Raw genomic sequence first — 22,178 nt, forward strand, 5'->3', positions numbered from 1 at the left:
ACCTCCTATGGACTCGAAACGGTCACGGCCCGGACGGCCGTGACAGGAGGTTCTCAGTGCACCCCGACAGTTTCCGGCGGATGCGCGGGAGCTGCGGGGATGCCGGTACAGGCTAGCAACGGCCGTTCCGGCCCCGACCTGCGGGTACGCGGTTCCCCGGATCGCCGGGACGGGTCCGGGCCGTGCCCGCGGAGACGCCGACCGACGGACGGCTGTCCTTCGTCGCCGGCACCGGCCCCGTCCTCGACGAGCCGCTCGGTGCCGTCACCGACGCCTGCCCGGCAGCCCACGGCTGTCGGGGGTCCTCGCTACCGTGCCCGTATGCAGATCGGAGCACACGTCCGCGACGCCGAGGACCCCCTGGCCGCGGCCGCCGAGGTCGGCGCCGAGGTGATCCAGCTGTTCCTGTCCGACCCGCAGGGCTGGAAGAAGCCGCCGCCGCACCCACGGGCGGCGGAGCTGGCCGCGTCGGACGTCGCGGTGGTGGTGCACGCGCCTTACACCGCGAACGTCGCGTCCACGAACAACCGGATCCGCATCCCGAGCCGCAAGATCGTGCAGCAGCACCTGGCCGGGGCGGCCGAGGTCGGCGCGTTCGGCCTGGTCGTGCACGGCGGCCACGTCACGAAGGACGACGACCCGGCCGCCGGGATCGACAACTGGCGCAAGTTCGTCGAGCGCCAGGCCGGGGAGCACGGCTTCGACGTGCCCGTCCTGATCGAGAACACCGCGGGCGGGGACAACGCCATGGCCCGCCGGTTCGACGCGCTGGGCCGGCTGTGGGACGCGGTGGGCGAGTTCGGCGTCGGGTTCTGCCTGGACACCTGTCACGCCTTCGCCGGTGGCGAGGAGCTGGCCGGGATCGTCGAGCGGGTCCGGGGGATCACCGGGCGGATCGACCTGATCCACCTGAACAACTCGCGCGACGCGTTCGACTCCGCCCGCGACCGGCACGCCAACATCGACGACGGGACGATCCCGCCGGACGAGCTGGCCGCCGTCGTCGCGGCGGCGGGGGCACCGGTCGTGGTGGAGACCCCGGCCGAGGGACAGGCCCGCGACATCGCGTTCCTGCGGGAGCACACCTGAGGAGGCCTCAGGCGGTACCGGTGAGCCAGCCGGACGGCGTGAGCCCCGCCCCGATCTGCAGCCGCGGGGCGTACTGGTCGACGTAGACCCGGGCGGTGAGCTCGCGCCTGCTGCGGACGCGGTGGCCAGCGGGACGATCTCCGGCGGGCGGGCCTCCTCGATCGTCACGACGACCTTCCCCGAGGCCCCCGTCCGGCCCGGCCAGCGGCGACGCGTGCGCCACCACCCAGTGCCCGGAGCGCGTCCGCAGCCGGGTCCGCGGCAGCTGCACCAGGTGCCCGTACCGGGACGACGACACCCGGCGCCGGCCGGCCACGCTGAAGCGCCGCGTCGACCCGGAGGGCGTGTTCGGCGGGCCCGTCCGCACCTGAGACCCCGGTTCCGGGAGTCCTCAGCGCCAGGCGAAGACCGGCTGCTCCAGGTGCGCGACCCGGGTCGCGCGCCCGTGCAGGACGACCTCGCGGAACTGGTGGAGCACCGCCCCGGTGGGGGCGTGGACGTAGCGGTCGAACAGCGGCACCTGGATCACCGGGGCGTCGGACTCGGGGATCGTGAGGAACCGGGGCTCGTGGTCGATCTCGGCCAGCGGCGGGCGGTGCAGCTCGGCGACCTCGTCCGGGTTGGGCGTCGGCTCGCCCGCGCCGCCGCCCCACAGCACGACCGGGGTGATGACGTAGCCGGAACGGGTCGGGTAGTCGTCGAGCAGACCGAGCACGCGGTCCGGGCCGAGCTCGAGCCCGATCTCCTCGGACACCTCGCGGCGCCCCGCCTGCTCGGCGGTCTCACCCGGGTCGAGCCGTCCGCCCGGAAGGGCCCACTGGCCGGAGTGCGCCCGCAGCGACCGGGCGCGCCGGGTCAGGACGAACGCGACCTCGTCGGCGAGACGGCCGTCGCCGGTGGCACCGGGGACCGGCAGCAGCGTCAGGGTGACGGCGGCGGCCCGCTTCCCCGCCCGGTCCGCCTCCGACGCGGCCCGGCGCTCGGCCGGGGGGAGCGTCGCCAGCGCCGCCTCGACACGCTCCCGCAGCTGGCGCTGCACCGGTTCCGGGACCACCACGTCGTCGGCCATGCCCCGATCGTCGCACCCGCCCGGGTGCCGCACAGGTTCCGTCGCCGCCGCACTCGTCACACCCGCTGCGGCGCCACCACACCCTGTGCGGCGACCGGCGGGACACATGCGGCGGCGCGAGGGGCAGCCGCAGTTCAGTCCGCGGGGTCGCGCCGGGGGCGGGCCGCCCGGGACGGCCACGGTTCGGGTGCGGCCGCGCGATCGGAGCGACCGGCGCGGCCGGAGCCCGCGGAACCGGCCGCGTCGCCGGACCGGGGCGTGCCGACGGAACCGGTGGGGCCGGGGCCGCCGCCGTCCCTCCGCCGTCGCCCGCCCCGTGCGGGCACGGCCGACGCGGAGGCCGTCACGGCGGGCACGCCGGACCGGGAGACCCGCGGGCCGACCGGCCACACGGGCTCCGGGTCCCGGCCGGGGTCGGTGCCGGGCCGCAGGATCTGCCGGACGACGAGCACGCACAGCGCGACCACCACGGCGTCGCGGACCAGCACGGTCACCAGGAACGGCTCCGGCGGCAGCCCCTTGTTCGCGACGCCGAGGTACTGGAACATCCGCGGCACCCAGACCAGCGCGTCGACGACCATCCACGCCAGCAGCAGCCGCCAGCGGGGCAGGGCGAGCACCGCGAGCGGGACCAGCCACAGCGAGTACTGCGGGCTCCACACCTTGTTGACCAGCAGGAACGCCGAGACCGTCAGGAAGGCCAGCTCGGCGACCGCGGGCGGGCGCGGCGCGCGCAGCGCGAGCCAGGCGATCGCGGCGAACGCCAGCACCATGAGCACCGCGGTGACGGTGTTGAGCACGGTGGGGGACTGCCCGTCGCCGAGCGGGCCGTCGAAGCCGGACCAGCCGGTGAACCAGTACAGCGAGTACCAGACCGAGTCCGGGTCGGCCGGTCGCGTGCGGTTGAGCAGGAAGAACTCGACCCAGCCGCGCGGCCAGGCCAGCGCGACCGGGAGGTTCACCGCCACCCAGGCGAGGGCCGCGGCACCGATCGTCCACGCGGCACGCGGGAGGCCTCCGTCGGCGCGGCGTCGCCAGCCGACGAGCAGCACCGGTAGCAGGAGCAGCAGCGGGTAGAGCTTGGCCGCGCCGCCGATCCCGAGCAGCACCCCGGCCCAGACCGGCCGGTCCCGGCGCAGCGCGAGCAGTGCCCCGGTCGCGAGCGCGACGGTGAGCGTGTCGAAGTTGGTGAACGCGTGCACCGCCACCAGCGGGGACAGCGCGACCAACGCGGCGTCCCACGGACGTTCCGGGCGGAGCATCAGCACCGCCCACACCACCACCAGCCATGCCATGGCCAGCCAGATCGCGGTGACGTCGAAGTAGACGACGACGTCGAGCGCGGTCGGCAACGGCAGCCGCTCGGCCAGCCACTGCCAGCCGTCGGTCAGCTGCGCATTGAGGTACTGGAACATCCCGGTGACGACCGGGTACTCCATGTACCGGGCGGTGCGGGAGCCGTCGGCGGCGGTCTCGAACCAGGCGTCGCGGTAGGGGACTGCGTCGTCGGCGAGACCTTCCAGCCCGTAGAGCGGGACGGTGTCGGAGTAGCACATCGCGACGTACTGACGGTCGTTGCGCCAGTCCAGCGCGAGCGCACCGTCGGGGGTGCGGTACTGCTGCAGACAGGCCGCCTTGCCCAGCCAGCCCAGCGCCAGCACGACGACGGCGAGCAGCAGCACCACCCGCAGCGGGGTCCACCAGCGCGACCGTCCGACGAGTGCGTGCCGACCCATCGGGCCTCCGACGACCCGGCTGGCGGCGCGCGCCAGCGGCTCGGTCCAGGTCGGGACCTCCCGGTCCCGGACGCCCGCCCCCGGCGCGTCGTGGGGGGCGGGCGGTGCGGCTCCGGGCCGGCCGCCTGCGGTCAGTTGTCGCCCCCGCGGCCCGGACGGTCCCGGCCCGCGTCGGAGCCGGGCGGACCGTCGCTGTTGCCGTCGCTGCCGGGGTCGCCGCTGCTGTCGTCGCCGGCCCCGTCCCCGGAGCCGTCGCCCGAGGAGTCACCCCGGTCGCTGCGGTTCCCGCGGTCACCCCGGTCCCCGCGGTCACCCCGGTCCCCGCGGTCGCCGCGGTCGCCGTTGTCGCGGCTGTCGCCGGGCTCCTGGGTGGTGGTCGTCTGCTGGTCGTCGCCCTGCCCGGAGTCGTTCGAGACGGCCCGGGCCGGAGCCTGGCCGATCGGCTCGAAGTCGGAGAACTGCTCCACCGGCGTCCCCTGCAGCACGTCGTTCATGAACGACTGCCAGATCGAGCCGGGCAGCATCCGCCCGTAGACCGGGCGGCCCGCGGAGTTCTTGATCGGGGTGTTGTCGTCGGTGCCGACCCACACCGCGGTGGACACCGACGGTGTGTAGCCGACGGTCCAGGCGTCGTTGTTCTGGCCCTGGACGCTGCTCTGCACGGTGCCGGTCTTCGCGGCGACCGGACGCCCGTCCAGCCCGATCCGCGACGAGCTCGCGACGTCGGTCATGGACTCGGTGACGTTGCGGGCGACCTCGGCCGGCATGACCTGCTGGCCGTTGTCGGTGCTGCCGCGGTCGTAGATGACCCGCCCGTCGCTGGCGGTGACCTTCGCGATCAGGAACGGGTCGCGCTTCATGCCGTCGGCCGCGAACGTGCCGTAGGCGGCGGCCATGTCCTCGGGGTGGACCTCTCGGTCACCCAGCGAGATGCCGCCGGTGGGGTTCGGCAGCAGGTCGGCGGGGATGCCGGCCTGGTGCGCGGCGTCGGCGACCCGCTGCGGGCCGACGTCGAGGCCCATCCGGTAGAAGACCGTGTTGATCGACTTGGTCATGGCCTCCTTCACCGAGCACCGGCCGCAGCTGACGCCCTCGGAGTTGGTGACCGTGGTGCCGGCGAGCTCCTGGGGGGAGGAACCGTCGTAGATCGTGCCGAGACCGACCGGCGGGTTCGCCTGCAGCGCCGCCGCGAGCACGAACGGCTTGAACGACGAGCCGGGCTGCTTGAGCACCGAGGCGTAGTCGAGGCCGACACCGTTCTCCCCGCCGAAGTAGGCGATGACCGCCCCGGTCTTCGGGTTCACCGACACCAGCGAGGACCGCAGGTTGCCGGGCTGGCCGTCCATGACCTTCTTGACGGCCGTCGCCGCGTCCTCCTGGGCCTTCGGGTCGATCGTCGTGGTGACCGTCAGACCCTGGGTGTTGATCTCGGTCTCGGAGATCCCGAGCTTCTCCAGCTCGGCGCGGGCCGCGTTGTAGATGTGGCCCTTGTCGTCGCCGGGGATGCCACCGCCCTCGGCCGCGGAGGCCTCGCGCCACTGCGGGAACCTCTGCTGCGCCCGGTCGGCCTGCGTCATCCAGCCCTGGGCGACCATGCCGTCGAGCACGAAGTTCCACCGCTGCTGGGACATCTCGAGGTTCTTCGCCGGGTCCCAGCGCGACGGCGACTGGATCAGCCCGGCGATCATCGCGCCCTCGGAGGCGTTCAGGTCCTGGACGTTCTTCCCGAAGTACGCCTGGCTGGCGGCCTGGACGCCGTAGGCGCCGCGACCCAGGTAGATCGCGTTCAGGTAGTTGCCGAGGATCTGCTCCTTGGTCATCTCCTTGGACATCTTCGCGGCCAGCACGACCTCGCGGAACTTGCGGAACAGCGAGTACTGGTCGTTGCCGGTGGTCACCTTGATGTACTGCTGGGTGATCGTCGAGCCGCCGCCGATCCCGCCGGAGAGCTGGTTGATCACCGCCCGCGCGATGCCGGTGATGTCGAAGCCGGGGTTGGAGAAGAACGTGCGGTCCTCCGCGGACAGCACGGCCTGCTGGACCGGCACCGGCACCTGGGACAGGTCGACGCTGATCCGGTTGACGTTGTCCGGCCGGACCGTCGCCAGCGGGGCGCCGTCGGTGTAGGTGAAGGTCGCTACCTGGGTGACGGCGATGTCGTCGGCGTTGGGGACCGGGAACACCAGCCAGCCGATCGCGAACGCGACGAGCGGGCCGATCACCGCGAACGCGGCGAGCCCGATCACCCAGCGCCGGAGCCGGCGACGACGGCCGGGCTTCTTCCGCCCGTCACCGCCGTCCCCGGGACCGCGACCGTCGGGACGACCGGGCGGGCCGGGCGGGCGGCCGCCACCGCCGCCCCGACGGGCGGCCGTGGCCGGTGCCGCCGCGGCCGCCGCGGCACCGCGGGCCGGCGGAGGGCCGGTGCGCTGCGGGGCGGCCGTGCGCGGACCGGCCTGGGCGGGCCGGACGACGGGGTCGAAGTGGCCGACCCCGGAGTCGTCGTGGGTCAGCAGCGGCGGAGGGGACTGGGGGACCGGGCGCGGCGGCGGCCCCGCGGGTGCGGGACGGCCGCCCACCGGTGGACGACCGGGGGGCGGGGGCATCGGGGGACGGGGGCCCACGCCCGGTCGGGGTGCCGGCGGGGGCATCGGGGGACGGGACCGCGGAGGACCGGGGGGCGGGGACGGCGGCGGGGTGCGCCGGGGGTCACGCTCGTCGTTCACCGGGCGGCTCCGTGGGATGCGGTGGACCGGATCCGCTGCGGCCCGGGCCGGGGGTGCCCGGGGCGGAGGGGATCCGGCTGCGGACCGGCGCGGTGCGCGCGGTCCGGGTGGTCGTGCTCGTCGGGCAGGGCGCCATCGGACTCAGCCACCCGCACTCCGCCGGCCGCGGCGGGGGCGGCCGGTGCCGAGGACGAACGAGCGGACCAGGTGGTTCCAGCGGCACTCGGTGCACACCTCGACGACGTGCACGGAGAAGTCGGCGACCTGCGCCGCGAGCTGCTCGAGGTCCGCCGCGGAGCGGGCCGAGCCGGAGACGTGGCGCAGGCTCTCGCCGAACACCCACGAGACCTGGGCGAGCTCGTCGTGCCGGCAGACCGGGCAGGCCCGACCGGCGGACGTGCCGTGGAAGCGCGCGGCACGGAGCAGGTAGGCACCCGCATCGCACACCTCCTCACGGCCGACCCGGCCGGCCCGGACGTCGACCAGCAGAGCACGGCGCTGCAGGGCGTAGTCCACCACCTGTCGCGGGCTGAGCACCCGACCAGGGTACGCGGGACGGACCCGCGGACCCATCGCCGTCCCGCACGGGCCCCTGCGGACACGACCGTTCCGTCCCTGGTCGGGGTACTCGTCCGGTCCGCGACCACCTGTGACGACGATCATGGAGGGGACGGATCGATGTATCGGACCGATAGGATGACCGGTCGGCGGTCCGCACGGAGGAGGTCGCGATGCTGGACTTCGCGGTCCTCGGCCTGCTCCAGGACGGTCCGCTGCACGGGTACGAGCTGCGCAAGCAGCTCGGCCGCAGGCTCGGCGGCTTCCGCGCGTTCTCCTACGGCTCGTTGTACCCGGCCCTGCGCCGGCTGCTCCGGGCCGGGTCGATCGCCGAGACCACCGACGAGGCGGGTGATCAGTACGGACGCGCTCCGGGACGGCTGCGACGGGGCAGGCGGGTCTACCGCATCACCCCGGCGGGCCGGGACCGGTTCGCGGCCATGCTCGCCGAGGCCGGCCCCCAGGCGTGGGAGGACGGAAGCTTCGACGTGCACCTGGCGTTCTTCGCGCGGACACCGGCGGAGACCAGGATCCGGATCCTGGAGGGCCGCAGACGGGCCGTCGAGGAACGCCGGGACGGTCTGCGCACCGCGCTCGGCAGGCCCTGCGAGGGGGTCGACCGCTACACCCGCGAGCTGCACCGGCTCGGGCTGGAGTGCTCCGAGCGCGAGGTGTGCTGGCTGAACGAGCTGATCGCGACCGAACGGGCCGAGCAGGGCGCCGCGGACGGACGCGACGAGAGGACCTTCCCCGGCGGCGGGCCATCCCGGCCCGCGACCGGCGGGGTACGACAGGACGAGACAACAGGAGGAGCCTGACATGAGCCAGGTTCGGGTGGCGGTCGTCGGCGTGGGCAACTGCGCGGCGTCGCTGGTCCAGGGGGTTCACTACTACGCGGACGCCGATCCGTCGACCCAGGTCCCCGGCCTGATGCACGTCGACTTCGGCGGGTACCACGTCCGGGACGTGACCTTCGTGGCCGCGTTCGACGTCGACGCGAAGAAGGTCGGTCAGGATCTCGCCGACGCGATCTCGGCCAGCGAGAACAACACGGTCAAGATCGCGGACGTGCCGCCGCTCGGGGTGACCGTGCAGCGCGGGCCGACCCTCGACGGTCTCGGCCGCTTCTACCGGGAGACCATCACCGAGGCCGACGGCGAGCCCGTCGACGTCGTGCAGGTGCTGCGCGACACCGGGGCCGACGTGCTGGTGTCCTACCTGCCGGTGGGCAGCGAGGACGCCGACCGGTTCTACGCGCAGGCCGCACTGGATGCGGGCGTCGCGTTCGTCAACGCGCTGCCGGTGTTCATCGCCTCGGACCCGGAGTGGGCGGAGAAGTTCCGCGCCGCCGGCGTCCCGATCGTCGGCGACGACATCAAGTCGCAGGTCGGCGCGACCATCACCCACCGGGTGCTGGCGAAGCTGTTCGAGGACCGCGGCGTGCAGCTGGACCGCACAATGCAGCTCAACGTGGGCGGGAACATGGACTTCCTGAACATGAAGGAGCTCGAGCGGCTGGAGTCCAAGAAGGTCTCCAAGACCCAGGCCGTCACCTCGCAGGTGGACCGGGACATGGGCAAGGGCAACGTGCACATCGGCCCGTCGGACTACGTGTCCTGGCTGGACGACCGCAAGTGGGCCTACGTCCGGCTCGAGGGCCGCGCGTTCGGTGACGTCCCGCTGAACCTGGAGTACAAGCTCGAGGTCTGGGACTCCCCGAACTCCGCGGGCATCATCATCGACGCGGTGCGGGCGGCCAAGATCGCGAAGGACCGCGGCATCGGCGGACCGATCCTGTCGGCGTCGAGCTACTTCATGAAGTCGCCGCCGGAGCAGTACCGCGACTCCGAGGCCCGCGACAAGGTCGAGGCGTTCATCCGGGGCGAGATCGACAGCTGATCCGTTTCTCGGTACAACGGCCCGGGGAAGACCGTGCAGGTCATCCCCGGGCCGTTGCCGTACCGGAGACGTTCCGGAAGACGACATTACCGATCCGGAATGTTCTCGTTATTCGTCGTGAGCGCAGTCATGCAATGAATGTGCCCTGCGTCATTTATTTGAGCGATATCTGTTCGTAATGTGCGGTCCGGCCTTGCGCGACCACCGCCCATCCGGGGTGAGGGGTGCAGGGTCACCGCCGGGCGACGACGCGGGCGGGTCGTGAGTGCCGTCGGTGTCCCCACCGGAACTCCCCCTTCGTACCGGCGCCCACGGGTCCCGCCCCGACCGCTCCTCCGGTGGTGCAACATCCCGAGGACCCCACCGTGCCCCAGCGTCATTCCGCTCCGGCGCTCCGCGTCGCCGTCGTGGCCACCACCGCCGCCGCGGCCGCAGTTCTGTCCGTGCTCCCCGCCGCCACCGCGGCACCCACGGACGCCGCCTCCGCGGCACCCGCCGCGGAGACCGTGACCCGTGACGTCGCCCCGGCCGCGAACGTCCTGCCGGCGCTCGGCCCGAACCCGGCCGCGCTGTCGGTCTCCTCCGCGGCGCAGGCCGCGGCTCCGGCCGCGCAGGCCGCCGCCGCGCGCAGCGGCGCGATGTCGACCGCGATGGCCCAGCTCGGCAAGCCCTACCGCTGGGGCGCCACCGGCCCGAGCGCGTTCGACTGCTCCGGCCTGGTCCACTACGCCTTCTCCAAGGCGGGCAAGGACCTGCCCCGCACCAGCCGGGCCCAGGCCCAGGTGGGCACCCCGGTGTCGAAGTCGAACCTGAAGCCCGGTGACCTGGTCTTCTTCTACAGCCCGGTCAGCCATGTCGGCATCTACATCGGCGGCGGCCAGATCGTGCACGCCTCCACCAGCGGCCAGCCGGTGAAGATCTCCGACATCGACCGGATGCCGTTCAACTCGGCCCGCCGGGTCTGAGAGAAGCGTGCGGAACGAGGCTCGGCTCCGAGCGCGCCCGCTCCCCGGTACGACGACCGGCCCCGTCCTCGCGCAGGACGGGGCCGGTCGTCGTAGGTTCACCGGGTGACCGCTCCCCGCCGCCCGCTCGCCCTGATCACCGGTGCCTCCCAGGGCATCGGCGCCGCCACCGCCCGGCTGCTCGCGCCGCGCTACGACCTGGTCCTGGGCGGCCGGGACGAGAAGCGGCTGGAGGCCCTGGCCGGTGAGCTGACCGAGGCGGGCCCGGTCGCGGTCCGCACCGTGGCGGTGGAGCTCACCGACGACGACGCGCTGGCCGCGGCCCTCGACGGCATCGACCGGCTCGACGCGCTGGTCCACTCGGCCGGGGTCGGCGAGCTGAGCACCGTCGCGGAGACCACCGCGCAGACCTGGCGCCACCAGTTCGACGTCAACGTCGTCGCGGTCGCCGAGACGACCCGGCTGCTGCTGCCCGCACTGCGCGCGGCGGGCGCCGACACCGGTGCCGACGTCGTGCTCGTCAACTCCGGGTCCGGGCTCACCGCCCGCGCGGGCTGGGGGTCCTACGCGGCGAGCAAGTTCGCACTGCGCGCGTTCGGCGACGCCCTGCGCGCGGAGGAGTCCGGGCACGGCATCCGGGTCACCTCGGTGCACCCGGGCCGGGTGGACACCGCCATGCAGGAGCGGGTCGTCGCCCACGAGGGCGGCGAGTACGACGGCTCGCGGTTCCTGCGCCCCGAGTCGGTCGGTGCCGCGATCCTGGCCGCGCTGACCGCGACCCGCGACGCCCACCTCACCGAGATCGTGGTGCGCCCGCAGGGCTGAGCGCCGACTGCTCGCGCAGCTCGTCGAGGGCCGCCAGCAGCGGTGGCGCCGCCGCCGCGGCGTCCCGGACCACCGCCAGGATCGTCCGCACCGGCGTGGGCCGCACGACCGGCACCGCACAGGTCCCGGCCGGCAGGTCGACGGCGCCGAGCCGGGGGAGCACGGTGACGCCGATGCCGGCGGCGACGAAGGCCAACGCCGTGCGGTAGTCGTGGGCCTCGACGTGGAACGGCGGGCGGAACCCGGCGGCGGCGCAGGCCTCGACCAGGTTGCGCCGGCACCACCCGCGGGCGAAGTCGTTGTCCACCCACCGCTGTCCGGCCAGCTCCGCCAGGTCGACCTGCTCCGCCCCGGCCAGCGGGTGCCCCTCGGGCACCACCACGACGTAGGGGTCGTCGAGCAGGTGGTGCACCGAGAACCCGGGCCAGGCCTCGAATTCCGGTCGTTCGACGGCGATCTGCAGGTCCGACCGGTCGGCCGGGTCGTCGGGCAGCCACTCACGCAGGGCCAGGTCGAGCCGGACCCCCGGGAAACCGGCGGTCAGCCTGCGCACCACCCGCGGCATCCAGGCGGACCCGACGGAGGCGAAGTAGGCCACCGCCAGCGACCCGGTGCGTCCCGTGCGAAGGTCCTCGACAAGCACCTGGGCCTCACCGAGCCGGGCCAGCACCGCGTCGGCCTGTTCGGCCAGCAGGAGCCCGGCCGCGGTCGGCCGCAGCCCGCGCCCCACCCGTTCGAACAGCACCAGGCCGGTCTCCCGGGCGAGCGCGGTGACGTGCTGGCTCACCGCCGAGGGCGTGTACCCCAGGTTGGCGGCGGCGGACTGCACCGACCCACCGGCCACGACCGACCGGAAGATCATCAGACGGTGAGCGTCGAGCACGCGGACAAACGTACAGCAGAACTGAATCCAGAGGTAGAATATGTCGCTGGTGCTGAACCGTGAGTGGTCCGACGATGGCTCCATGACCACCGTGAACCTGGGACTGCTCGCCCTCACCACCCCCGCCACCCTCGCTGCGCTGTACCGGTTGTTCCGGGAACGACCGCGACGGTTGCCCGTCCGCACCGGCTACGACACCCGCCGGCCCACCCTGTGAGCGTCGCGACCCGGCCGGGACTGCTGCCGCTCGCCGCCGCGGCCACCACCGTCGTGCTCTGGGCCTCGGCCTTCGTGGGCATCCGCGCCGTCGGCCACGACCTGTCGCCGGGCGCGCTGGCCCTGGGACGGATGTTGGTCGGGGCCCTGACCCTGACCGCGATCCTGACCGTGGTCCGCGCCCGCAGACGCAGCCCCGGCCCACCCCTGCCCCGCGGACGGTTGCTGGCGGCGGTCGTGATCTGGGGCGCGGCCTGGTTCGGCGTCTACAACCTCGCGCTGAACGCGGCCGAGCGGCACCTCGACGCGGGCACCACCGCGTTGCTGGTGAACGTGGCACCGGTGGTCGTCGCCGTGCTCGCCGGGCTCCTGCTCGGCGAGGGATTCCCGGCACGGCTGCTGGCCGGGATGGCCGTCGCGTTCGCCGGGGTGGTGCTCATCGCGGCGGCGTCGTCGGCCGGGGGCGCCGACCTGTCCGGGGTGCTGCTGGGGCTGCTCGCCGCACTGGTCTACGCGGGCGCGGCCGTCGCACAGAAGCGGCTGCTGCCCCGGGTCGACGCCCTGACGATGACCTGGACGGGCGCCGTCGCCGGGGCCGTCGCGCTGCTGCCGTTCCTGCCGTCGCTGGTCGCCGCGCTCGCCACCGCACCGCCGACGGCCGTCGCCGGCGTCGTCTACCTGGGGGTGTTCCCGACCGGAGTCGCGTTCCTGACCTGGGGATACGCACTCACCCGCACGACCGCGGGCCGGCTGGCCGCCACCACGTACGCGATCCGCCGGTGGTGGTCGGACTGTCCTGGGCACTGCTCGGGGAGGTGCCGGCACCGGCCGCGCTCGCCGGCGGTCTGCTGTGCCTGGTCGGCGTCGCGGTCGCCACCCGTTCGGCTCCGCCCCGGGGGCGGGGATCGTCCGAACGACAGACCCCCGTGTCCCTCCCCGTCACTACGCTCGACGGGCATGGGGGAGTCCAGGGACGACGAGCGGTCCGTGATGCGGGTGTCGGACGCCGACCGCAGCGAGACCGCGGAACGGCTGAAGCTGGCGCACGACGAGGGCCGGCTGTCACTGATCGAGTACGACGAGCGGTTGCAGCAGGCCTACGCGGCGACCGTCCGCGCGGACCTCGACCGGCTGGTCACCGACCTGCCCGCGGTGGAACGCACGACGTTGCCGTCGGTGCGTGCCGAGACGGCGCAGGTGGAGAAGGCCGAGGCGAGGCGTGAGCACCTCACCGAGTGGCGCTCGTGGGCCGGCACCTCGGTCATCCTGACCGGCATCTGGGTGGTCACCGCGTTCGCCTCGTCCTCCGACGGGGAGGGACTCCCGTTCTTCTGGCCGATCTTCCCGATCGGGATCTGGGGGGCGGTCCTGGTCGCGCACTTCTTCTTCGGCTCCGGGGAGAAGGACGACGACTGAGGGTCCCGCGGCGGCTGCCACGCGCACCGGACCGGGCATAGAGTCGCCCCGTGCTCGACCCCGCCCGCCTCGACCTGTCCGCACTGGCGGACGCGCTCGAGGACCGCACGCCGGAGGTCACCTGGTACCTCGACCCGGCCGACGCCGAGGTGCACGGCGTGTCCGGCGACGACCGGCCCGGTCCGGACTGGGTGGAGATCCGGCCGGTGACCAGCCGGGAGTCCTACCGGGACATGTCCGACTTCACCGCGGGCGTGCAGCACCGGCGGGCCGCGGCGCTGCTGGACCGCGCGATCGACGGCCGGGGTGCGTTCCGCCGGTTCAAGAACACGCTGTTCGAGTTCCCCGAGGTCCGCGACCAGTGGTACCGCTTCCGCGACGCCCGTTCCCGCCGGCGCGCGGCGGACTGGCTGGTCGCGGCCGGCCTGATCGGTGCCGACGACGGCGAGCGGCTCAGGGCCCGCCACCCCGACCCGGACCCGTCCAACGACGACGTGCCCGCCGCCGTCGCCGACGACCTGGGCCTGCTCTACGGCCCCCGGCTGCGTCAGGTTCTGCTGTTCGGGTCCTGGGCGAGCGGGGAGGGCTCGGTCGAGTCCGCGATCGACCTGCTCGTGGTCCTCGACGACGACGGGTTCCCGATCCTGCCCTGGGAGGAGGTCCGCGCGATGGACGACGTGCTGTGGCAGCACACCCGGCGGACCGGGCTGACGATCAGCGTGCTGCCGGTCGGCCAGGGTGAGCTCGTCCGTGCCGCCGACCCGACGGTCGTGCGTGCCCGCGCCGAGGCGGTGCGGATCCGGTGACCCGGCGGGTGCACGGCGGGATCGCGCGGGCCCGGGTCGAGCTGGGCGGGGCCCGGGTGCTGGCCGAGAACGGCTTCGGCGACGCCGCGGTCTCCCGCGCGTTCCATGCCGCGTTCCGGGCCGCCGAGACCGCGCTGCTGGTGCTGGGGGAGACCCGCGCCGAGCATTCCGAGGTCGTCAGCGCGTTCGTCCGCCGGGTGGTGCGGGAACGGTCGCTGGACCCGCGGGCCGGGCGGCTGCTGCGGTCGCTCTACAACCGGCGGGCGCTGGCCGACCACTCGGACGTGACCGCCCCGGCGGCGGAGGCGCGCGCGGCCCTCGACGACGCCGCGTTCGTGCTCGACGCCGTGGAGGCCTGGCTCGCCGAGCCGGCCCTGTCCCGGCCGCCGGACCCGGGGACCGGGGCGACCCGGCGGCCGGAGAAGCCGGTCCGGCGCGGGTCCCGCGCCTGACCGGCCCGCCGGGCGCGCCCCCGGAAGTCGGAGAATCCGCGCACCGCCTGCAGGTGGTACGTCATGACGTGGCCCCTCTCGCCGTCCGACCACGGGCTGGTCGCTCGGACGAGGGGATGCCGCCGGGGGCCGCCGGCCGTTACGGCGCGCGGGTCAGAAGAAGTCCCCGCCGAAGTCGGAGTCGCTGTCGAACAGGCCCCCGCCCTCGAAGCCCCCCTGGTCGGCGCCGTCGAAGCCGCCGTCGGCACCGCCGTCGAAGCCCGGGTCGTCGAGGGCGGCCCCGTCGGCGTAGGCGGCCTGGTCGGCGCCGGCCATCCCGCTGAACAGCGAGGTGAACAGCAGCGCCGAACCGACGCCCCAGGCCCCGGCGACGAGTGCCGGCTTCCACCACGGCTCGGAGTACCAGCCGCGCGGCACCGGACGCCCGGCGACGGTCCCGCCGGGGTAGTAATGGCTGTTCCGGTCGGTCGGCTGCGGCGACGCGCCCAGACTGCGGCCCTCCACCTCGACCTCGCGGTCCTCGGTGACCTCACCGGCGCGGGACTGGCCCGGCAGCGGCGGCAGCTCGGGCCCGGGGTCCATGCCCATCGCCGTGCGTGCGGCGCGGATGTAGTAGAGACCCTCGTAGGCGGTCTCGGTGACCTGACGGCACTGCGCGGCCGTGCGCGCCTGCTCCATCTGCGAGCCCGCGGCGGTGTAGCGCTCGGCGGCGTCGGCCAGCGCCTGACGGCTCGGGTCGTCGGTCCCGGTCAGGGCCAGGACCTGGCCGCCGAGACGCTCCACCCAGCGCCGGGACTCGGCCTGGGCGTCCGCCAGAGCGGCGGCGGAGTCCGCGTTGTGCCGCCGTACCAGCCACACGACGGCCGCGACGACGGCCAGGACGACGATCAGGGTCAGGACTGCGCTCATGACGGACCTCCTGCCCGCTCAACGGGCAGGAGGTCGCCTGCGTTCCCTACCGGACGACGTTGACCAGGCGCCCCGGCACGACGATGACCTTCTTCGGCTCGGCCCCGTCCAGCGCGGCGACGACCTTCTCGTCGGCCAGCGCGGCCGCCCGGATGTCCTCCTGGGCGGCGTCGGCGGCGACGGTGACCCGCGAGCGGACCTTGCCGTTGACCTGGATCGGGTACTCGACGGTGTCCGCCACCAGGTAGCGCTCGTCGGCGACCGGGAACGGCGCGTAGGTCAGCGTGTCCTCGTGACCCAGCTTCTGCCACAGCTCCTCGGCGATGTGCGGGGCCAGTGGCGCCAGCATCAGCACCAGCGCCTCCGCGACCTCGCGCTCCACCGGCGCCCCACGCTTGGTCAGCGCGTTGTTCAGCTCGATCAGCTTCGCGGCGGCGGTGTTGTAGTGCAGCGCCGGGAAGTCCTCGCGGACACCGGCGATCGCCTTGTGCAGCGACCGCAGGATCTCCTCCGACGGCGCGTCCTCGACGACGGTCACCGCTCCGGTGCCCTCGTCGACCAGGTTGCGCCACACCCGCTGCAGGAACCGCTGCGGGCCGACGACGTCCCGCGTCGACCACGGACGCGAGGCGTCCATCGGGCCGGTGTACATCTCGTACAGCCGGAAGGTGTCGGCGCCGTAGCGGTCGCACATGTCGTCGGGCGTCACGACGTTCTTCAGCGACTTGCCCATCTTCCCGTACTCCCGGGTGACGGGCTGCCCGTTCCACGTGAAACCGGCGCTCGTGCCGTCCTCGCCGACGACCTCGACGACCTCCTCCGCGGGCACGTAGGTCCCGCGGGCGTCGGTGTAGGCCCAGGCCTGGATGTAGCCCTGGTTGAACAGCTTCCGGAACGGCTCCTCGCTGCTCACGTGGCCCAGGTCGAAGAGGACCTTGTGCCAGAACCGCGAGTACAGCAGGTGCAGCACGGCGTGCTCGACGCCGCCGACGTACAGGTCCACGCCGCCCGGGTCGGCGACCGACCGGGCCGCGTCCTTGCCGATCCAGTACTTCTCGGCCTCGGCGGAGACGAACCGCTCGGTGTTCTCCGGGTCCAGGTAGCGCAGGTAGTACCAGCACGACCCGGCCCACTGCGGCATCGTGTTCGTCTCGCGGCGGTACTGCTTCGGGCCGTCACCCAGGTCCAGCTCGACGGCCACCCACTCGTGCGCCCGGGACAGCGGCGGCTCCGGCTCGGAGTTCGCATCGTCCGGGGCGTAGGTCTTGGGCGAGTAGTCGTCGACGTCGGGCAGGACGACGGGCAGCTGGTCCTCGGGCAGCGCGATCGGGCCGTGCTCGTCCCAGACGACCGGGAACGGCTCGCCCCAGTAGCGCTGCCGGGAGAACAGCCAGTCGCGCAGCTTGTACTGCACGACGCCCTCGCCGGCGCCCTTCGCGGCCAGCCAGTCGATGATCGTGCGCTTGGCCTCGTCGACGCCCAGCCCGTCCAGGCTGATCTCGTCGTTCGCGGAGTTGATGGTCGGGCCGTCGCCGGTGTACGCGCCGCCGTCCCAGTCCGGCGGCGGCTGCACCGTGCGCACGTGCGGCAGCCCGAACGCGGCCGCGAAGTCCCAGTCCCGGGTGTCCTCGGCGGGCACCGCCATGATCGCGCCGGTGCCGTAGCCCATCAGCACGTAGTCGGCGACGAACACCGGGACGGCCGCGCCGTTCACCGGGTTGGTGGCGTACGCGCCGGTGAACACACCGGTCTTGTCCTTGTTCTCCTGGCGGTCCAGCTCGGACTTGCGCGCGGCCTCGGCGCGGTACGCCGCGACGGCCTCGGCGGGCGTCGCGGCGCCACCGGTCCAGCGCGGGTCGGTGCCGTCGGGCCACTGCCCGGGGACCAGGGAGGAGACCAGCGGGTGCTCGGGCGCCAGCACCATGTAGGTGGCGCCGAACAGGGTGTCCGGGCGGGTCGTGAAGACCTCGATCGCGTCGGCGCCGGACTGCACCGGGAACCGGACCCGGGCGCCCTCGGAGCGGCCGATCCAGTTGCGCTGCATCGCCTTGACCGACTCCGGCCAGTCGACCCGGTCCAGGTCGTCGGCCAGCCGGTCGGCGTAGGCGGTGATCCGCATCATCCACTGCTTGAGGTTGCGGCGGAAGACGGGGAAGTTGCCGCGCTCGGAGCGGCCGTCCGGGGTGACCTCCTCGTTCGCCAGCACGGTGCCCAGGCCGGGGCACCAGTTCACCGGCGCCTCGGAGATGTAGGCCAGCCGGTACCCGTCGACGGCGGCGCGCCGGTCGGCCTCGGACAGCTCGGCCCAGGGGCGGCCGTCGGGGGTCGGGCGGGTGCCGGCCTCGAACTCGGCGCGCAGCTCGGAGATCGGGCGGGCGCGGTCGGCGTCGGTGTCGTACCAGGACTCGAAGATCTCCCGGAAGATCCACTGGGTCCAGCGGTAGAACGCGATGTCGGTGGTGGACACCGAGCGACGCGGGTCGTGGCCCAGGCCCAGCTGGCGGAGCTGCTGCCGGTAGCGGGCGATGTTGGCCTCGGTCGTCGTCCGCGGGTGCGTCCCGGTCTGGACGGCGTACTGCTCGGCGGGCAGCCCGAAGGCGTCGAAGCCCATCGGGTGCAGCACGTTGTGGCCGTTCATCCGCAGGTAGCGGCCCAGCACGTCGGTGCCGATGAAGCCCAGCGGGTGCCCGACGTGCAGCCCCGCCCCGGAGGGGTAGGGGAACATGTCCATCAGGTAGACCTTCGGCTTCTCCGAGCCGGGCTGACCCGGGTCGGGGGCGTGGAAGGTCTGCTCGGTCTCCCAGAAGTCCTGCCACTTCCGCTCGATCCGGGCGGCCATCTCGGCGTCGTAGCGGTACGCCGGTCGGTCCGCACGCTGCTCGGACGCGGTCGTGGTCTCGGTGCTCATGTCCGTCTCACCTCGGGGATGCCTGTCGTGACGGCCCGACTCGGGGCCCGGAACACGTCGCGGCCCCTCGTGCGCATCACGCAGGAGGGGCCGTCGCGGCGCCGTGTTGTGGCTACGACGCCGCGCCGGGAAGTCGGCGGGCCGTGCACATGTGACCAGGGTAGCCGGGGCGGGCGTCCCCGTTCCCGCGGGTTCTACCCTGGTCACGTGCCCACGACGCTCCGCCTGCTCCTCGCCGCCCTGCTCCTGCTGGCCGGGGTGGTCCTCGTCGTCCTCGCCGTGCTGGGGGCGACCGGCCGGCTGCCGCGCAACCGCTTCGTCGGCGTCCGCACCGCGGACAGCCTGCGGACCGCCGACGCGTTCGCGATCGCCAACCGGGTGGCCGCGCCACCGGTCGGCGCCGCGGGGGCGATCGCCCTGGTCGGCGGGACGGTGCTGCTGGTCCTGGACCGGACCGGCGCCGCCCCGTGGGTGCTGGGTGCGATCGCGCTGGTCGGGACGGTCGTGCTCGCCGGTCTCGGGGGCGCGGTCGGGGCGCGGGCCGCGGCGGCGGCGATCGCCGCGCAGGCCGCGGCCCCGAGCTGCGGCGGGGTCTGCGCCGGCTGCGACCTGGTCGCGGGCTGCCGCGACGCGACCGGCACCGAGCCGGGCTCGGAGCCCGGGGCCCGCACCGGGCCCACCCGCGAGGCCTGACCTGCGGGGCCGGTCCGCGGGCCCGACCTGCGGGGCCTGATCCGCGAGCCCCGGGCTACCAGCCGCGGGAGCCCGGCCCGCCCTTGAACGGGCCGACGACCTCGTCGGTGACCCAGCCGCCGTAGAACCCGCCGGGCTGCGGGCGGACCGTCTCCCCGTCCAGGGTGATGCGCTCGAACGGCGCCACGTAGACCGCGACCCGGTCGGTCAGCTCCGGGTAGCGCGCGTCCGGCCGCGGGTACCACCAGGCGACGTCGGTCAGCGGCGGCACGCCGGGGACGCGCACGTCGCAGTAGTGGGCGACGCCCTTCCACTCGCAGAACGTGCGGTGCTCACCGGGCACCAGCACGCCGTCGGTGAAGGCGGTGCGGGGCAGGTACCAGGTCGGCGGGTGGCTGGTCTCCAGCACCCGGACCAGGTCGTCCGACGCGGCGACGAGCGTCCCGCCGTGCCACAGCTCCGCGCGGCGGGGCACCCGCTCCGCCCGGGGCGGGCGCGGGTAGTCCCACACCGACTCCTGCCCGGGGCCGACGGGATCGGGCCGGGGACGACGGTCGAACGGCACGACCCCCACGGTAGGCCGGTCAGCGGCCCCCGGCACGGTCGCGGCGGACCCGCGCTGCGCGGCACCGGCCGCGGCGTCCTGACCGGGGGTGGGCCCACCACAGGTCACACACCGCCCGCGGGGATTCAGTTCCAGGCGGGATCACGCGGGAACGTGGCAAGCAGCGCCAGCGGGACGCCCTGGCGGCGCAACACCCGTTCCCACAGCTGGTCGTAGACGGTGGTCAGCAGGTCGTCGGGCAGGCCGGGGACGACGTACCAGTCACCCCGGGCGATCTCGCCGCCCAGCTGGCCCGCGTCCCAGCCGGAGTACCCGGCGAAGATCCGCAGGCCGCGCAGCCGCTGCGCGAGCGGCGCCGGGTCGGAGTCGAGGTCGACCAGCTGCACCGGTGGCCGGACCGGCATCAGCCCGCCGAGCCCGCGACCGGTCTCCCCGGTCCGCAGGGCGGCCAGGCAGAGCGCGGTGCGCGCCTCGACCGGACCACCGACGAACATGGTCCCGGGATCACTGGTGAGCCCGGCCCAGCGCGGGAGCACGTCCCGTACGGCCGCCTGGCCCGGCCGGTTGAGCACGACCCCGAGGCTGCCCTGCGGACGGTGCTCGATCATGTAGACGACCGTCCGCGAGAAGTTCGGGTCGCCCAGACCGGGGGCGGCGACGAGCAGACTCCCCGGTGTGACCGGGGGAAGAGCGGCGCCTCGCGTGGCGCGGTGTTCCCGCACGGGTCCATGTTCGCACCTCCGGCGCGGACGCGATGCCGCCACCCGTTCGCCGCATCGTCGTACACCGGACATGATCGTCCATACGTTCGTACAATACGAACGTACATCAGTGTGGACGTCCGTACGGGACGCCCGTACGGATCAGAGGTTCTCGTCCGCCCAGGCCCGCAGGGCGACCTCGGCCTGCTCGGCGTCCATCGGCCCCTGCTCCATCCGCAGCGCCAGCATGTGCCGGTAGGCCTTCCCGACGGCCGGGCCCGGCGGGATGCCCAGCAGCTCCATGATCCGGTTGCCGTCGAGGTCGGGGCGGATCGCGTCGAGCTCCTCCTGCTTGCGCAGCTCGGCGATCCGGTCCTCCAGGCCGTCGTAGCTGCGCTGCAGGGCCGAGGCCCGGCGCCGGTTGCGGGTGGTGCAGTCCGAGCGCACCAGCCGGTGCAGGCGCTCCAGCAGCGGGCCGGCGTCGGCGACGTAGCGGCGCACGGCCGAGTCGGTCCACTCGCCCTTGCCGTAGCCGTGGAACCGCAGGTGCAGGTAGACGAGCTGGCACACGTCGTCGACCAGGGCCTTCGGGTACTTGAGCGCCCGCAGCCGCTTGCGGGTCATCTTCGCCCCGACCACCTCGTGGTGGTGGAACGAGACCCGCCCGTCCGGCTCCTTGCGCCGGGTCGCCGGCTTGCCGATGTCGTGCAGCAGCGCGGCCAGGCGCAGCGTGAGGTCCGGACCGTCGGTCTCGCGCTCGATCGCCTGCTCCATCACGACGAGCGAGTGGGTGTAGACGTCCTTGTGCTGCATGTGCTCGTCGGTCTCCAGCTGCATCGCCGGAACCTCGGGGACGACGTGCCGGGCCAGGCCGGTGTCGCAGAGCAGCTCCAGGCCGCGCCGCGGGTGGTCGCCGATCATCAGCTTGGTGAACTCGGCCTGCACCCGCTCGGCGGTGATCCGGGTCAGCTCGTCGGCCATCGCCGTCATCGCGGCGGTGACCCGCGCGGCGGGGGTGAAGCCGAGCTGGGAGACGAACCGGGCGGCGCGCAGCATCCGCAGCGGGTCGTCGGAGAAGGAGCGCTCCGGGGTGTCCGGGGTGTCCAGGACGCCCTGGGCGAGCGCGGCGAACCCGCCGTGCGGGTCGACGAAGCGGCGGTGCGACCCGGTCAGCTCGACCGCCATCGCGTTGACCGTGAAGTCGCGGCGCACCAGGTCGCCCTCGACGGTGTCGCCGAAGCGGACCTCGGGGTTGCGGGAGGTGCCGTCGTAGGTGTCGGCGCGGAAGGTCGTCACCTCGAGGGTCTGCCCGTCGCGGCGCAGCCCGACGGTCCCGAACGCGATCCCGGTGTCCCAGACGGCCTCGGCCCAGCCGCGCACGATCGCGAGGATCTGCTCGGGGCGGGCGTCGGTGGTGAAGTCGAGGTCCCCGGAGTCCCGGGTCGACGCGCCGGTGCCGCGCAGCACCGCGTCGCGGACGCTGCCGCCGACGAGATAGAGCAGGTGACCGCGGGCGGCGAAACGGGCGGCCAGCTCGTCGGCGACGGCCGGGACGTCGAGCAGTGCGACCACGGCGTTCTCCTGTGCTCGCTGCAGCTCGTCCGGGTCCGGGGCGGATCCGGCCGGAGGTCGGGTCGGCCGGGTCACCTGTCGGGCGGTGGAGGACGGGGACGACGAGGACACGACGGGCCAGTCTAGGCAACGCGCCCGGCCGGTGGGCACGGGTCCTCCGGTCACTCCGTACCGCTCGACCGCTGATCGA

General features: G+C 73.9%; 21 protein-coding genes. 10 read left to right on the forward strand and 11 right to left on the reverse strand.

Going from position 1 to position 22,178, the window contains the following annotated elements:
* Window positions 1-321 precede the first annotated feature (321 nt).
* Window positions 322-1,089: a deoxyribonuclease IV gene (locus MTO91_RS26640; RefSeq protein ID WP_179761498.1), complete on the forward strand. Its 768-nt coding sequence runs from the start codon at window positions 322-324 to the stop codon at window positions 1,087-1,089.
* Window positions 1,090-1,096: 7 nt separating this feature from the next.
* Here MTO91_RS26640 and MTO91_RS26645 read toward each other — a convergent pair whose 3' ends face one another.
* The 5 genes from MTO91_RS26645 to MTO91_RS26665 form a co-directional block, all read right to left on the reverse strand.
* A complete protein-coding gene (locus tag MTO91_RS26645; protein ID WP_476653191.1) occupies window positions 1,097-1,360 on the reverse strand; it encodes a hypothetical protein in 264 nt (87 codons plus the stop codon).
* Window positions 1,361-1,480: 120 nt separating this feature from the next.
* Entirely contained in the window at window positions 1,481-2,158 is a 678-nt protein-coding gene (locus tag MTO91_RS26650) for an NUDIX hydrolase (RefSeq protein WP_073576122.1), read from the reverse strand.
* A 134-nt stretch (window positions 2,159-2,292) separates the two neighbouring features.
* The gene (locus MTO91_RS26655; RefSeq protein ID WP_476653192.1) at window positions 2,293-3,894 is read right to left on the reverse strand and encodes a glycosyltransferase family 87 protein; all 1,602 of its coding nucleotides are present in this window, start codon (window positions 3,892-3,894) and stop codon (window positions 2,293-2,295) included.
* Between the two features lie 131 nt (window positions 3,895-4,025).
* Entirely contained in the window at window positions 4,026-6,500 is a 2,475-nt protein-coding gene (locus MTO91_RS26660; RefSeq protein WP_476653194.1) for a transglycosylase domain-containing protein, read from the reverse strand.
* A gap of 261 nt (window positions 6,501-6,761) precedes the next feature.
* Entirely contained in the window at window positions 6,762-7,157 is a 396-nt protein-coding gene (locus MTO91_RS26665) for a DUF5318 family protein (protein ID WP_476653196.1), read from the reverse strand.
* A gap of 194 nt (window positions 7,158-7,351) precedes the next feature.
* Here MTO91_RS26665 and MTO91_RS26670 point away from each other — a divergent pair, with 194 nt between their 5' ends.
* The 4 genes from MTO91_RS26670 to MTO91_RS26685 all read left to right on the forward strand — a co-directional run bounded on the left by MTO91_RS26670 (window position 7,352) and on the right by MTO91_RS26685 (window position 10,867).
* Window positions 7,352-7,996, forward strand: a complete 645-nt coding sequence (locus MTO91_RS26670; protein WP_226354439.1) for a PadR family transcriptional regulator — start codon at window positions 7,352-7,354, stop codon at window positions 7,994-7,996.
* 1 nt (window position 7,997) lies between these two features.
* Window positions 7,998-9,077: an inositol-3-phosphate synthase gene (locus tag MTO91_RS26675; RefSeq protein WP_062398977.1), complete on the forward strand. Its 1,080-nt coding sequence runs from the start codon at window positions 7,998-8,000 to the stop codon at window positions 9,075-9,077.
* Window positions 9,078-9,442: 365 nt separating this feature from the next.
* The gene (locus tag MTO91_RS26680; protein WP_251783322.1) at window positions 9,443-10,042 is read left to right on the forward strand and encodes a C40 family peptidase; all 600 of its coding nucleotides are present in this window, start codon (window positions 9,443-9,445) and stop codon (window positions 10,040-10,042) included.
* A gap of 105 nt (window positions 10,043-10,147) precedes the next feature.
* Window positions 10,148-10,867 (forward strand): SDR family oxidoreductase, encoded by a 720-nt coding sequence (locus MTO91_RS26685; protein ID WP_476653198.1) that lies wholly within the window; start codon window positions 10,148-10,150, stop codon window positions 10,865-10,867.
* Here MTO91_RS26685 and MTO91_RS26690 read toward each other — a convergent pair.
* Complete coding sequence (locus MTO91_RS26690; protein ID WP_073573689.1) at window positions 10,836-11,750, reverse strand: LysR family transcriptional regulator; 915 nt, start codon at window positions 11,748-11,750, stop codon at window positions 10,836-10,838. The genes MTO91_RS26685 and MTO91_RS26690 overlap by 32 nt on opposite strands.
* A gap of 82 nt (window positions 11,751-11,832) precedes the next feature.
* Between MTO91_RS26690 and MTO91_RS26695 the strand changes: the two genes are divergently transcribed.
* Genes MTO91_RS26695 through MTO91_RS26710 form a run of 4 tightly spaced genes read left to right on the forward strand, consistent with a single transcriptional unit; the run spans window position 11,833 to window position 14,640 of the window.
* A complete protein-coding gene (locus tag MTO91_RS26695) occupies window positions 11,833-11,967 on the forward strand; it encodes a hypothetical protein (protein ID WP_255497419.1) in 135 nt (44 codons plus the stop codon).
* Window positions 11,964-13,382, forward strand: coding sequence for an EamA family transporter (locus tag MTO91_RS26700; RefSeq protein ID WP_476653200.1), 1,419 nt, complete (start codon window positions 11,964-11,966; stop codon window positions 13,380-13,382). The genes MTO91_RS26695 and MTO91_RS26700 overlap by 4 nt, the downstream gene beginning before the upstream one ends.
* Window positions 13,383-13,432: 50 nt before the next feature.
* Window positions 13,433-14,188 carry a UPF0158 family protein gene (locus MTO91_RS26705; RefSeq protein WP_062398985.1) on the forward strand — a complete coding sequence of 252 codons (756 nt, stop codon included), beginning with the start codon at window positions 13,433-13,435 and terminating at the stop codon, window positions 14,186-14,188.
* Window positions 14,185-14,640, forward strand: a complete 456-nt coding sequence (locus MTO91_RS26710; protein ID WP_062398987.1) for a HEPN domain-containing protein — start codon at window positions 14,185-14,187, stop codon at window positions 14,638-14,640. Before MTO91_RS26705 ends, MTO91_RS26710 begins: the two co-directional genes overlap by 4 nt.
* A gap of 153 nt (window positions 14,641-14,793) precedes the next feature.
* Here MTO91_RS26710 and MTO91_RS26715 read toward each other — a convergent pair whose 3' ends face one another.
* Together MTO91_RS26715 and leuS are read right to left on the reverse strand one after the other, a co-directional pair.
* Window positions 14,794-15,549: a hypothetical protein gene (locus MTO91_RS26715; protein ID WP_476653202.1), complete on the reverse strand. Its 756-nt coding sequence runs from the start codon at window positions 15,547-15,549 to the stop codon at window positions 14,794-14,796.
* Window positions 15,550-15,595: 46 nt separating this feature from the next.
* The gene (leuS, locus tag MTO91_RS26720) at window positions 15,596-18,457 is read right to left on the reverse strand and encodes a leucine--tRNA ligase (protein ID WP_476653204.1); all 2,862 of its coding nucleotides are present in this window, start codon (window positions 18,455-18,457) and stop codon (window positions 15,596-15,598) included.
* Window positions 18,458-18,664: 207 nt separating this feature from the next.
* Here leuS and MTO91_RS26725 point away from each other — a divergent pair, with 207 nt between their 5' ends.
* Complete coding sequence (locus tag MTO91_RS26725) at window positions 18,665-19,150, forward strand: SdpI family protein (RefSeq protein WP_476653206.1); 486 nt, start codon at window positions 18,665-18,667, stop codon at window positions 19,148-19,150.
* Between the two features lie 55 nt (window positions 19,151-19,205).
* Here MTO91_RS26725 and MTO91_RS26730 read toward each other — a convergent pair whose 3' ends face one another.
* From MTO91_RS26730 to MTO91_RS26740, 3 genes are all read right to left on the reverse strand, one after another.
* Entirely contained in the window at window positions 19,206-19,715 is a 510-nt protein-coding gene (locus MTO91_RS26730; protein WP_208825942.1) for a DUF427 domain-containing protein, read from the reverse strand.
* Between the two features lie 125 nt (window positions 19,716-19,840).
* Window positions 19,841-20,437 (reverse strand): YqgE/AlgH family protein, encoded by a 597-nt coding sequence (locus MTO91_RS26735; RefSeq protein WP_073573695.1) that lies wholly within the window; start codon window positions 20,435-20,437, stop codon window positions 19,841-19,843.
* 141 nt (window positions 20,438-20,578) lie between these two features.
* Entirely contained in the window at window positions 20,579-22,063 is a 1,485-nt protein-coding gene (locus MTO91_RS26740; protein ID WP_476653208.1) for a CCA tRNA nucleotidyltransferase, read from the reverse strand.
* Between the last annotated feature and the right edge of the window lie 115 nt (window positions 22,064-22,178).

The sequence above is a fragment of the Pseudonocardia sp. 2-7 genome (genome assembly GCF_056341085.1).